This window comes from Frankia sp. R43 (assembly GCF_001306465.1).
Lineage (GTDB): Bacteria > Actinomycetota > Actinomycetes > Frankiales > Frankiaceae > Parafrankia > Parafrankia irregularis.
On the sequence record NZ_LFCW01000003.1, the window covers coordinates 161,658 to 174,389 of the forward strand.

The window sequence follows — 12,732 nt, forward strand, 5'->3', positions numbered from 1 at the left end:
CTACGCTTCGACTCAATGAGACAACGGAGGGCGGCCGAGGCCGAGTCGGCCGGGCGGCATCGCTCGCCCTGGGGCCGCTCGAACCGGATCCTGCCGATCCGCTGGGGGCGGATCATCGCCGCCGTCATCGCGGCCGCCGCGGTGGTGTCGGGCCTCATCCTGGTGCGCGGCCTCGGTCCCGGCCGGCCGTCGCCGACGGCGGAGCCTGCGGGCGCGGCCACGACGATGGTCACGCCGGCACCCGGCGAGCCCACCCCCGACGCGCCCGGCCAGACCTCGCCCGGCTCAACCGTCGGGCCGTCCGCCGGTGCCGTGGGATCGACCGGGCCATCCGGCGCCGCCGGGGCGGCCGGCGCCGTGGGGGCGGATGCCCGGGCGACAGACGCGGGCTCCCCGCCGCGGGCGGGAACCACGCCGGCCACATCCCGTCCGGCGGCGACGCCGCGTGCGGGGGCGTCCACCACACCCGCCAGTCGTCCCGCCGGCCCGGCGCTGGGACTGAGCAGCAGCGATGTCGCGTTCGGTGACGTGGAGTCGACGATCAGCGTCGAGCTGATCGGCGTCGGGACGGCCCCGGCCCGGGTGAGCGTGGGCGCCACGCCCGCCTGGCTGAGCGCCGTTCCCCACGAGGGCGTGGTCGACCCGGGCGCCCGGGTGCCGCTCGTGATCACCCTGAACCGGGCGACCGCACCGCCGGGCCCGGTCGACGTGTTCGTCCCGGTGGCCGCGGTCGACGGTTCCGGCGGCGGGAAACTGCATGTCACCGCGAACGTGTCCGGCGCCCCGGAGCTGCGAGCCTCGCTTGCCCCGGCCGAGATCGTCACGGCGAACTGCCCCGCGGACCGGGGCAGCACCCAGGCGATCGTGAGCGCCACGGTCGTCGACCCGACCGGTGTCTTCGGCGTCGAGGTCCGAACCCGCGCACCGGACGGCGCCGCGTCGACCAGCGCCCTGGGGCTCGTCACCGCCACCGACGACCGTTCGACCTGGTCCGGCCCGATCGGGCCGGTGCCGACGGCGGGCACGATGAGCTACACCGTCGTGGCGACGGACCTCGACGGGCGGCGGTCCGAGGTCACCGGATCGGTCGAGGTACGCGCCTGCTCCGGCGGGTAGCGGCGCGTTCGTGTTCAGTTGACTCCGGCGGCTCCGGCGGCTCCGGCTCCGGCTCCGGCGGCGCTGGCGAGGGCGGTGGCGGTGGGTGAGCCGGGTAGGTTCCTGCGGAAGACCCTGGCGGCGCTGATCATTCCGGCGGCGTCGGTCCCGCCCGCGATCCGCGGCGGCACGAGCCCCGCGAACAGCCGTTCCTGCACCCGCAGGTACTTCATGCCGGCCCGCAGGTCGGCATCGTTACGCAGCCGGATGACCAGCCGGAACGCACTCAGCGCCGTGGTGTCGAACAGGCCCGTGGTGTAGATCAGCTGGACGCCGAGCCGGTCCGCCACCGCCAGCTGCAGGTCCAGCAGGTAGCTCGCGCTGGCCCGCCCGATCGGATTGTCGAGGAACAGCACGCCGGCGTGCCGGGCCCGCAGCCGGCCGCGGTCGTTCGCGCGCAGGGCGGCCATCGTGCAGTAGAGGATGATCGCCGCGGTCAGCTGCTGGCCGCCAGAGAAGACGTCGCCGAGCTGGGAGATCCGGACGCGCTCGGTGCGCAGCACCGCGTCCGGCTTGAGGATCTCCACCCGGACCCCGCCCGGGAGCGCCGCCCGCACACCGCGCACCAGCAGCGTCATGCCGTCCCGGCGGACCCCGGCCGGCAGCGGCCCGCCGGCGCCGGGCGTTCGGGGTGGGGCGCTCGTCCTGGTCGCCGAACCGCCGGTGCCCGTACCGGTGCCGGTGGCCGCGCCGCTCGCGGCGGCATCCACGACCTCGCCGAGCGCCTCGGTCAGCGCGACCGGATCGGGTTCGGCGAAGGTGATGCGCAGGAACTCCTGCCCGGACCAGTCGCCGAGCTGATCGGGCAGCCGGGACAGCCGCTGGGCGGAGCGCAGGGTGCCGAGGGAAGCCCGGACCATTCCCTCCAGCCGCGCGACGATCGCGGCCCGGTTGCGTCCGATGTGCGCGAGGTCGTCGTCGAGGCTGCGCAGCCGGGGTGCCAACGCGGCGGCCCAGCCCGCGGCGTTCGCGGCCACCGCGTCCCGGCCGGCCCGCACCATCTGCCTGCGGGCCGGCGTGCGCACCGCCTCGAACCGCCCGCCGGCGGCCCAGGAGGCGACGGCGTCCGCCGCCGCCCGGACCCGGCCGGCCGCCTCGACGTGCGCCGCGACCGCCTGCCGCCAGGTCGCCCGCAGCTCGCGGGTCATCGCCGCCGCCGCGGCGGCATCGCCGTCGAACGGCGCGATCGTCGCGCCGGCCTGGCCGTCGGTTACGACCAGGCGGCCTGGTCCGGTGAGGCTGCCTGGCCCGGTGTGGTCGCCGGGGCCGGTGTGGTTGCCAGGGTCGGCCGGGTTGCCGGGGCCGGCCGTCGTGCTGACGGCCCCGTCCGCGGTCGTGCCGGTCGACTCGGCGTCGGCGAGCAGGTCGGACAACGTCCCGGCGACCAGCCCGAACGCATCCCGCTCACGTTCATGATCCGCGGTGTCGCGGATCAGGTCGTCCAGTGCCGCCTGAGCGGTCTGGGCATTGGCGTCGGCCTCCCGGCAGGCGTCGGCGCGGGCCTGCTGCCAGTGCAGCGCCTGCTCGAGGGTCTGAGGTCCGTCCTCGGGTGGCATCGGGCGCGCGCCAGCAGCACCGACCCTGGCCGCGGTGTGGTGCAGCTCCTGACGCAGACCGCCGAGCCGTTCGCGGGTGGCGTCGAGGGCTCGTCCGAGCTCGGCTGCCGTGCGCCGGGCGGCGGCCTGGGCCGTGGCCCGCGCGGTGGCGTCCCCACCGTCGGGACCGGCGAGCAGAACCTCGCAACGAGCCCGGATGGCCGCCGACAGACCTTCGACGCCCGCGCGGGCGGCCGCGTGCGCCCGCCACGCGCGATCGAGCTCGCCGCGCAGGTCCGCGCCGACCTCCACCTGCGCGTAGGCGCGTTCGGCGGCCTCGTACGCCGCCCGCAGCACGGGTACCTGCACCGGTGGCGCGCCGGGCGACACCGGCCCGCCGCCGCCGCCACCGCCGCCGTCGATGTCGGTGCCGCCGTCGGTGTCGGTGCCGAGGTCGCCGTGGCTGTCGTCCACCGGGCTGTCGTCCACCGCGATGTCGTCGAGCACGAGATCACCCGCGCCGACCACCGAGGCGGACTCGGTCAGCGCGGCCTGGGTGTTGCGGGCGGCGTCGTCGGCCCGGCGCAGGGCTTCCTGCGCCGCCAGACGGGAGGCGGCGCAGCTGGCCCGATGCTGTTCCGCCTCGGCCGACATCTCGGCGGCCGTCGCTTCCAGACGGGCGATCTCGTCCGTCAGGCCGGCCGCCTCATCGATCACATTGACCAGCTGGTCCAGCGCGGCGGCCCGCGCGGAGCACTCCTGCTCGACGACCCGCAGGCGTTCGACCTCCGCCACCGCGCGTTCCGCGGCCCGGGCGGCCGCGGCGACCCGCTCCTGCGCCTCGGCCAGCGCCCGGGCGGCGACGTCCACGGTGCCCGCGGCGTCGCTCACGGCGGCGCGCAGGCCCGGAATCCGGCCCGGGGGGTTCGTCCGGCGCCAGCCGGCGACAGCCGCGGCGAGGTCGCGGTCGCCACGCGCGCGGGCGCTCAGCTCGGCGGCCTCGGCGCAGCGTTCGTCGTGCCGGCGGCGGATCGACGCGCGTTCGGCCGCGGCGGCGGCGCTGTCGTACAACGCCGGATTGGGCGGGACGAGGAAGGTGCCGTCGGCGCCGACGGTGCTCTCGAGGCCGGGCGCGGTGGGCTCGAGCGGTGTTGGCTCAAGCGGTGTCGGCTCGAGCAGCCGCGCGGGACCGACGACGATCGCGCAGTCGGGCCGGATCCGTGCCCGGTCCAGGACCGCCCGTGCGGTGTCGACGTCCCAGCCAGCCTGGATGACGACACCGTCGACAAGGTCGGGACGGGCCCGCAGCACCCGCTCGCGGGAGCCCTCGTCGACCTTGTTCGCCAGGTGGTGCCAGCCGGCGGTGGCCGGGATGCCGGCGCGTTCGAGCTCGGCGACGACCTCGCCGACGGCGGCCCGGGCCGGGCGCAGGTCACCGTCGCCCAGCGCGCGCAGGACACGCTGGTCCGCCTCGGTGTCGACGGACAGCGCGAGCTGGCGCTCCTCGGCCGTCAGCACCGCGGCGGCCAGGGCGTCCAGCGCGGCCTCGGCGTCGACGTCGAGATCAACCGGTTCCGCGGCGCCAACGGCAGCTCCAGCTCCAGCTCCAGCGCCAGCGCCGGGCTGGGACGGGTGGCCCGCGTCGAGCCCGAGCAGAGCGGCGATCCGGCCGTCCGCGGTCAGCGCGCCGGCGGCGCCGAGCGTCGCGTCCAGGTCGGCGGCCAGCCGGGCGAGCTCGGCGTTCGCGTGGTCCAGGCCGCGCTCGGCGTCCCGCTGGGCGTCCTGTGCCTGCCGATGGTCGGCGGAACGGGCCGCGGTGGCCAGTGCGTCCCGGACGGCGGCCCGGGCGTCGTCCGCCAGCCTCGCGGCCTCGGCCGCCACCTGGCGGGGCTCACTCCCGGGCTGGTCCAGCAGCCCGTCGCGGACGGCCTCGGCCTGCAGCCGGTCAGCGCGCTCACGTCGCTCCCGCAGCCCGGCGGCACCCGCCCGGGTGGTGGCCGCCGCGTCCGCGGCGGCACGGTCCGCGGCCGCGGACGACTCGGCCGCCAGGTTGTGCGCCGCGGCAGCCGCCCGCGCCCGGGTCTCCTCCGCCCGAGACGCGGCCGCGAGGCGAGCCAGACCGGCGACGAACGCACGGGCCGCGGAGTTGCGTTCGGTGAGGGCGGGAGCGGACCGTGACTCGGCGTCCGCCACCAGCCGGGTGAGCCGCTCGGTCTCGTCGTCGGCCGCGGTGAGCCGCAGGACGTCCTCGGCCGCCCGCCACGCCTCGAGCTCCTCCACGACGTCGCCGTGGCGTCCGACGAGCTCGTCGCGGGTCGCCTCCGCCTCGGTGAGCCGCAGCTCGGCCACCCGCAGGCGTGCGGCCAGCTCGACACCCGCCGCCTGCGCCCGGGCGCGTTCCGCCTCCTCGACTGCGGTGCGCACACGTCGGCCGCGTTCGTCCAGCGCCGACGTCCCGGAATCGGCGAGAGCGATCCTCGCGTCGACCGCGGCGGCCGCCTCCCGGACCGTCCCGTGCAGCTCCCGCAGCCGGCCCGCCGCACCGGCGCGGGCCTGGACGGTCTGTACCAGTGGGGTGAGCCGTTCGAGCGCCCCGGCGACGAACTCGCGCTCCGCCTCCAGCGCGGCCCGTTCGGCGAGCTTCGCCGCGTAGCCCTCGACGACGTCGGCGACGCCGGCCGGATCCTCCGGCGGCGTGACGGCCCGCAGGAGGAAGTCGACGAACTGCTCGTCACTGTTGAACGCGAAGGCCTCCGCGGCCTCACCCTCGCCGGCGTTCATCGCGCGCTGGTAGCGGAAGAGCTCGGGGTCCAGGCCCAGCGCGTCGAGCCGTTCGCTCCAGGCCCCCTGGTTGGTCTCCCAGCCGAGATCCAGCTGCTGGTCGGCCGCGCCGGCGTCGGCGAGCCGGGAACGGAAGCCGGCGAACGTGACCTGCCGTCCGTCCTGGACGAAGGGCAGGTTGGTGATGTCCAGACCCGGGCGGGGGCGGAACGAGTACCAGGCCTCGGCCAGGCGGGACGGGTCCGTGGTGGTCCGGCCCCGCCATTCGCTGACCTTGCCGGTGACCACCCGTTCGCCGGTGACGGCATGCTGCCACTCGCAGACCACATGCCCGCAGTCGCGCGGCAGGACGAAGTTGTCGAGGACCCGCCCGTTGGACGTGCCCACGACCTGGCGACGTCCGGGCAACACGACTGAGAAGATCAACTTCATCAGGACGCTCTTGCCGCCGCCGTTCTCCAGGAACAGCACGGAGGCCGGGGACGGCCGCAGCGGCTGTGTCGGCACCGCTGGCGACGGCTGTGCCGTCACCGCCGTCACCGGTGCCGGCAACGGGAGCATCGCCGCCGTCGTCACCGCGGGCGGCGTGGCTGGGTGTGATGTGGCCGGGTGCGTTGTGGCGGGGGGCACTGTGGCCGAGGTTGTCCCGGGAACGGCGTTGCCGGCTACCGCGCCCGGCAGGTCGACCTCCGAAGGGGCTGTGTCCTGACTGTCACTGTCCGCCGCGTCCTGGACCACATCGGTGCCGAAGAGCCCATCCTGACGGTGGCCGGCGACCGGCGCGCCGACCCCGGAGAAGTCGAGCAGGACGTCGCCGAACCGCGCACCGGGCGGTCCGATCGCATGGAGCCGAACCTTGGAAAGCTCAAACATCGCCCACCTCCGGGCCCGAACCCGCCATCTGGCTGCCCGCTACCTGGCTGCCCATTACCTGGCTCTGGCTGTCTGGTGCCGGGATGTCCGGAACATGGCCTGCGGGGTCCTCCGCCGCGGCGCCCGGCGTGTCATAGCCGGGCAGCACAGGCGCGGCGGAGAGAACCCGTACCCCGCCGCCGCCGTCCGCGACCGTCACCACCCCGAGGCCGAGCAGCTCCTCCAGTGCGGCGTCGGCGGCGAGCTCCCGTACCTGGATCTGGTAGCGCGCCGTCGTCCGGTAGGTGCCGCCCGCCTGCTCGCTGACCGGCACCAGGCACCCCGATTCGGTCAGGAAGCTCATCGCCCGGGCGACGATCCCGGACGTCGACCCGGCCAGGCGCCGGGAGTCCCGGGTCGTCCCGGTAGCCGGGCGCCGCGAGTACAGCCGCCACGCCGCCTCGAGCGTGCGTCCGTCGCCGGGCGACGCCACCTCGTCGCTCTGGTCGCCGGCGGTCCGCTGCTCCAGCAGCCGGCAGGCCTCACGGACGAAGGCGTCCACGCCGTCGACACTGACGCGTCCGATGTAGGAGTCGTCCACCAGGTCCGCCGGCCGTGGGAACGCGAGTGCGGCGACCGCGAGCTGCGCGATCGCGTGCAGCAGCCGCTCGGCGGACCGGTGCTCCCCGCCCGCCCGGCGCGCGTAGTCGCCCATCCGGACGGTGAACGCCGAGTCCTCGGCACCACCGACGACGAAACCGGCCCGTTCGGCCACGTCGAGCACGACCAGCCCCAGGCCGGCCGCGGTGGCCTGCGTCAGCGCGGCGAACTGCGGCTCCCGCAGGTAACGGCGGACGAGTTCGGCGTACCTGCCATCGCGGGCGGGCACCAGCTTCGGCCGCAGGCCGTAGGCGATGAGCCGGCCCGCCTCGAAGGCGTCCGCGTGCTGCCGGCGGGTGTCCCGGCCTGGCTGACCACCGGCGGTGAAGCCGAGGTCAGCAGCGTCGTCGCCGACGAGAACGCTGTCGTCCGCGACCGTGGTGGTGTCGTGGCCCGCCACGGCGGCGGTGTCCGTGAACGTGTCAACGTCGGTGTCAGCGTCGAGATCGACGAACGTGTCGAGGCCGGCCTCGGTCTCGCTGTCCGTCTCGGTCCTGCTGTCCGTCTCGGCGACGGTACCGGGCCCGGCAGGGCTCGCGTCGATGAAGGTCAAGGTGCTGTACCGATCATGGCAGGTGGGAGAGTGGAAACGTCGTCGTCCGCGGCGTCCGGCGCGGAGATGAGGACTCGGCCGACGAGGAGGTCCGCCCCGCCGAACCAGGGATCATCGAGTTCCGTGCCGTCGTCGCAGGCAACCGTCAGCAGAGGGTCGCCCTGCCGTGCGGCGGCCGCGATCCGTGGGCTCAGCGCATGGGTGGCGAGCAGCGCCACCAGGTCCGCGGCGTCCGGGCCGCCCCTGCGCCTCGCCTGTTCCAGCAGGTCCGACAGGCGTCGAGGAGCGTCCGGCGCGATCTCCATGACCGCCGTGGCGTGAGCCCAGGCCTCGTCGTCGAACCTGTCCGGTTCCCGAATCGGGACAAGGTCCGCCTCGACGACCGGAGATCCGAGCGGCTCGTGTTCCACCGGCGGTGTGAGGAGTCCGTCCACCAGATAGGCGAGGCGCATCGCACGCGGCGAGCGCACGCCGACCGCTCCGGGGAAGAAGACCGCGGCCGGCGTCAAAGCCGTCGCCCCGGGCAGGGTCAGCACCGGCATGAGCAACTGTGTGTAGAGATCGATCCCGCCGCGTGCGGGCACGTCCGCGAACTGCTGGCGGTCCTGCTCCGCGCGGAACACGGCGCCCGCCTCGAGCAGCCTCGCCTGAAGCTGGGTGTGGCGCCGCACGCAGTCGGTCACGATGGCGACGAGCTCGGCGGCCTGCCGTTTGTGATCGGCGTCGTCGGCCGCGTCGCGGTAACGCCGGATGTGGGTGAGGATGGCATTCTCGTGTCGATATCGTTGCTCGACGTGGCCAAGCGCCTCGTCGAGCAGAGCCGGCACCGCACGTAGCCAGTCCACTGCCAGCACGTTGCGCCGAGTCGCGTCGAGCTGCCTGCGAAGCTGCTCGGCGTACTGGACGGTGCGGTACCGCGCCGCCTCCGCGGCCGCTCGGGCATCCGCCAGCCGGCCCCGCCGGATGAGGTTGTCCAGCGTGACCTCCGCGGCGATCTGCGCCGAGGTCACATCCGTGTCCAGCGCCCCGATGAGAACGGTGACCGCCTCGTCGGTGGCGCGCAGGTACACCTCGCCCTCGCCGTCGGTCAGCTCGACCAGCAGCTTGAAGTCGAACCGGCGGCGCACGTACCGACCGTCTGCCCGGTATGTGCCGTAGATGACGTCGAAGCCGCGGTCCACGCTTCCGACATTGATCAGATTGCTCAGGACCCAACGGGCCACCCGCTCGTGCTCGGCGCGCCGCCGCTCGGGTGCCTGCGCGGCAACGAGCGGGATGAGTCTGCGCAGCACCTGCTCGTGGTCCGCTCCGCGGTCGAAGTCCATCGCGACCGTGACCAGGTCGATGGCGTGCAGGGCGAGCTCCGCCATCGCGTAGACGTCGAAGTCGCCGCCGTCCAGGTACGACTTGCGGGCATCCAGGTCGTGGAGAGGCTGCGTGAGTGCGAGTGCCTTCCGCCGCCGGATCATCCCGCTGTCGGCCGACCCCGCCGCCGCGGCTGTCATCGATCGGCCCGTCGCCGGGCGGGCAGCAGCCGGCCTGACAGCGTGCGGGCGGGCAGATCGCGGGCGAGCGCGGTAGTGGGTGCTGTGACGTCAGCCTTCCCGGGCGGCAACAGGCGGATCTCCACTTCTGGCAGCCTAGCCTGGGCGGGTTGGGTTCGATGCGTGCCGGTGTGGTCCGTCACGGGCTTCCTTCACCCTGCGTAGTGGTACGGTTGCGGTGATTGGAGTCGGGTGGGTGGGCTGCGTAACCTGCCCAGACAGGGCTAGGCTTTCGGTATGACCTCGGTGTCGCTATCCAAAGGCGCCAATGTTTCGCTCAGCAAGGTCGCGCCGAACCTGACGGCGGTGACCATTGGGCTTGGTTGGCAGGTCCGGCAGACGACGGGCGCTCCGTACGATCTCGATGCCTCCGCGTTGGTGGTGGGCGACGCGGGGCACGTGCTGTCGGACGGCCACTTCATCTTCTTCAACAACCTGGTCAGCCCGGACGGTGCCGTCCAACATCTGGGCGACAACCTCGTCGGTGGGGGAGGTGGGGATGACGAACAGATCAACGTCGACCTGCGGCTCCTGTCGCCACAGGCGGCGAAGGTCGTGTTCGCGGTTTCCATCTATGACGCCGAGACGCGCCGGCAGACCTTCGGTCAGGTCCGTGACGCCTTCATTCGGGTCGCTGATGCGGTGACTGGCGCCGAGGTCGCCCGTTACGACCTCACCGAGGACGCGTCGACAGAGACCGCGATGATCTTCGGGGAACTGTACCGCTACGGCAGCGAGTGGAAGTTCCGGGCCGTGGGTCAGGGGTATGCCAATGGCCTGCGAGGCATCGCCCTCGACTTCGGCGTGAACGTGTCCTGACGGTTCCCGCTCGAACCCGCCCCGCGCTCGACGCCGAGTTCCCACACCCGGCCGGAGCCGCGGGGCGGTGCTCGTTGGCCGCTGCTACACCGAGGATCCGCGTGTGCCGGCGGTCGAGTGCATGGAGTGCGCGCTCCGCGGGCGAGGCCGTCCGGGGTAACCAGGTTCGGTGGCATATTTTGACCGGGGCGGTACGGGGCTCTGGCCGGTTGTTGATTGCTGAAAAGCAACATCGGCGACCATGATCTCTGACACCATAGGCGTACGGATGTCGATGGTGATCGGGAGATGCCCTTTGCGTGATACCCGGAGTGTGATACCCGGACGGTTTCGTCGGATGACGTGCCGCGGCCTGGTCAGGCCGGGCGTGTCCCCCGCTTCGGACGGCAGATGGCGGGTTCGACAGCGGTGCGGATCGGCCTTGTCGTTACCTGGCGTCGCGATCCGCGCGGGCTCGAGGCGATCCGCGTAGGCTCGCGGCCGGAGCGACCCGGCAGTCCGCGACGCGTCGCAGCGCCCATCCTGTTCTTGGGCCCGACTGGCCGCCACAGGCCGGTTCCCGGCCCCGGGTGCTCGACCCCAGGCGCTTTTCTCGGGCTTTCATCGCATTATCGTCGTTGTCGTGATGTCGATTTCCGCCGACATTCCGGCGCGTGTCGAGGCGTGTTTTTCTGTCAGTTCCATCCGGTTGTTCAAATTTCCGGATTGTCGCTCGAAATTCGGGTAATTGAATGGCTTCGAAATGAAGCCTCCCTCCTTTTCTTTCGGGTTGTTGGACCTTTCCTCTGATTGTTCGCTACTGTTGCGCGGGGGGTCTACGAAGGAGGAAATCTTGATCGATGTCCTTGGTGTGGGCTTTGGTCGGACCGGAACGCTCTCACTACAGGCCGCCCTCGAACGTCTCGGCTGCGGACCCTGTCATCACATGGACGAGGTGCTCTCGCATCGGGAGACCGTGCCGGACTGGATCGACGCAGCCCAGAGGGGTACTGCTGACTGGGATGCGCTGTTCCGTGGATATCGGTCGACCGTCGACTGGCCCGGCGCATTCTTCTGGCGGCAGCTCGCCGACCACTACTCGTCATCCCGGGTGATTCTCACCGTACGCGATCCCGAGAAGTGGTACGACAGTGTCGCCAACACACTGTTCAAGGCCGCCGGTTCGGCTCCGCCCAGCGGCGTGGCGGTGAACCCGGAGGCGATGCGCGTGATGACGATGATGAATCTGATCGTCTGGGACGGTGTGTTCAAGGGCAGATTCGCGGACCGGGACCACGCGCTCAGGATTTTCGCCGAACACAGCGAGGCGGTACGGCGGGAGATTCCGGCCGACCGGCTCCTTGTCTTCGACGTCGCGGAGGGCTGGGGTCCGCTGTGTGAGTTTCTCGGCGTACCGGTGCCGGCCGAGGAGTTCCCGCGGCTGAATGACCGCACAGCCTACGCAGAGAAGCACCGCGCACGGCTGGCCGCGGCGATGGCCCAGGCGGGCGGGCGGGCGCAGCCGGCTCCGGCGACACCCTGAACTGCATTCCGCCCTGAACTACTCTCCGCCGGGCGACACGCCGGCCGGAGCGGCCGCCAGGTGAACCGTCACCGGCTCGGGAGGCCGCCTCCTCGGAAGGGCAGACGGGAGGGGCTCTGGCGTCGGCCGACCACCATGACCCGCACGGTTCTGGTGTTGGCGTCTACCCGGTAGAGCATCCGCCAGCTTCGCGCGGCCGCCTCGAACATCCCGACCTGCTGCTCGCCGACGAGCGGCGTGCCGGCCTTGCGCGGATCGTTGCGCAGCGGGCCGTCGAGGAACCGGCGCACCTCGGCGCCCAGCAGCTCGGGCAGCTTCGCCAGATCTCGTTCCGCCGAGCTGGAAAGCGTCACCTCATGCTTGTTGTCGCTCACCGGCGGGGACCACTGGTCGGGCGGCAGAAGGACACCGACGGAGCGGACCGCAGGCCCGAGGCCGGCGCCGGACCGCGGCGCGCGTTGTGCACCGCTTGATCGTAGCCTTCCGCCCGCTTGCGCGGCGCCAGGCTCGGCTCATGTGAGCACCGTCCAGTGTTCGCGGCGCCCGGTTCCGTCCCGCGCGGGCGTGGGCGAGGATGGGCCGGTGGCTTTCTCCGGCGTTCCCACGCCCGGTCCCGTCCAGGCTGTGATCTTCGATCTCGATGGCGTTCTGATCGACTCCGAGCAGGTGTGGGACGAGGTGCGCCGGGCGTTCGTGGCCGAGCGCGGCGGCCGGTGGGCCGCGGACAGCACCGCGATGATGATGGGCATGTCGACCGCCGAGTGGTCCGCCTACCTGGCTGAGCTCGGTGCCGGTGACAGTCCGGCGGAGATCGCCGCCGAGGTACGGGGTCGGGTCGCCGCGCGTTACGGGGACGCACCGCCCCTGCTGCCCGGAGCGGTCGCGGCGGTGCGCGCGCTGGCGGACCGGTGGCCGCTCGCTCTCGCCAGCTCGTCACCGCGTGCACTCATCGACCTGGTGCTGGATCGTTCCGGGCTCGTCAGGTACTTCCGGGAGACCGTCTCCTCCGAGGAGGTCGCCCGCGGCAAGCCAGCGCCTGACGTCTACCTGGAGGCCGTTCGGCGCCTCGGGGTGCCCGCCGGGGCCGCGGTGGCCGTGGAGGATTCGGAGAACGGGCTGCGGGCGGCTGCCGCTGCCGGGCTCGCCGTCGTCGCGGTCCCCAACGAGCACTTCCCACCCGGTGCCGCGGCCCTCGAGCTGGCCTCGGCTCGGGTGACCGGCGTCGCGGAGCTGACCGCCGAGGTCGTGCTCGCCGCGGCCGCACCGCGGTGAGCCGGGACTGCCGTTGATCGGGATTGTCCGTACGCGGCA

The 12,732-nt window shown here is 73.0% G+C and carries 8 protein-coding genes; 4 read left to right on the plus strand and 4 right to left on the minus strand.

Going from position 1 to position 12,732, the window contains the following annotated elements; all coding sequences use genetic code 11:
- Positions 1-15: 15 nt before the first annotated feature.
- Positions 16-1,116 carry a hypothetical protein gene (locus ACG83_RS14360; protein WP_054566732.1) on the plus strand — a complete coding sequence of 367 codons (1,101 nt, stop codon included), beginning with the start codon at positions 16-18 and terminating at the stop codon, positions 1,114-1,116.
- A 14-nt stretch (positions 1,117-1,130) separates the two neighbouring features.
- On the opposite strand, the gene ACG83_RS14365 is transcribed toward ACG83_RS14360, so the two are convergent.
- The 3 genes from ACG83_RS14365 to ACG83_RS14375 all read right to left on the minus strand — a co-directional run bounded on the left by ACG83_RS14365 (position 1,131) and on the right by ACG83_RS14375 (position 9,041).
- Positions 1,131-6,344, minus strand: a complete 5,214-nt coding sequence (locus tag ACG83_RS14365; RefSeq protein WP_063793087.1) for a hypothetical protein — start codon at positions 6,342-6,344, stop codon at positions 1,131-1,133.
- Positions 6,337-7,239, minus strand: a complete 903-nt coding sequence (locus ACG83_RS14370) for a hypothetical protein (protein ID WP_235497969.1) — start codon at positions 7,237-7,239, stop codon at positions 6,337-6,339. The genes ACG83_RS14365 and ACG83_RS14370 overlap by 8 nt, the downstream gene beginning before the upstream one ends.
- A 293-nt stretch (positions 7,240-7,532) precedes the next feature.
- Positions 7,533-9,041 (minus strand): hypothetical protein, encoded by a 1,509-nt coding sequence (locus tag ACG83_RS14375; protein WP_054566733.1) that lies wholly within the window; start codon positions 9,039-9,041, stop codon positions 7,533-7,535.
- 276 nt (positions 9,042-9,317) lie between these two features.
- Here ACG83_RS14375 and ACG83_RS14380 point away from each other — a divergent pair, with 276 nt between their 5' ends.
- Both ACG83_RS14380 and ACG83_RS14385 read left to right on the plus strand, forming a co-directional pair.
- Positions 9,318-9,899, plus strand: coding sequence for a TerD family protein (locus tag ACG83_RS14380; RefSeq protein ID WP_054566734.1), 582 nt, complete (start codon positions 9,318-9,320; stop codon positions 9,897-9,899).
- Between the two features lie 832 nt (positions 9,900-10,731).
- Positions 10,732-11,421 carry a sulfotransferase family protein gene (locus tag ACG83_RS14385; RefSeq protein WP_054566735.1) on the plus strand — a complete coding sequence of 230 codons (690 nt, stop codon included), beginning with the start codon at positions 10,732-10,734 and terminating at the stop codon, positions 11,419-11,421.
- A 68-nt stretch (positions 11,422-11,489) separates the two neighbouring features.
- On the opposite strand, the gene ACG83_RS14390 is transcribed toward ACG83_RS14385, so the two are convergent.
- Positions 11,490-11,795 carry a type II toxin-antitoxin system RelE/ParE family toxin gene (locus ACG83_RS14390; protein WP_006543694.1) on the minus strand — a complete coding sequence of 102 codons (306 nt, stop codon included), beginning with the start codon at positions 11,793-11,795 and terminating at the stop codon, positions 11,490-11,492.
- Positions 11,796-12,003: 208 nt separating this feature from the next.
- Between ACG83_RS14390 and ACG83_RS14395 the strand changes: the two genes are divergently transcribed.
- The gene (locus ACG83_RS14395) at positions 12,004-12,693 is read left to right on the plus strand and encodes an HAD family phosphatase (RefSeq protein ID WP_054566736.1); all 690 of its coding nucleotides are present in this window, start codon (positions 12,004-12,006) and stop codon (positions 12,691-12,693) included.
- Positions 12,694-12,732 lie beyond the last annotated feature (39 nt).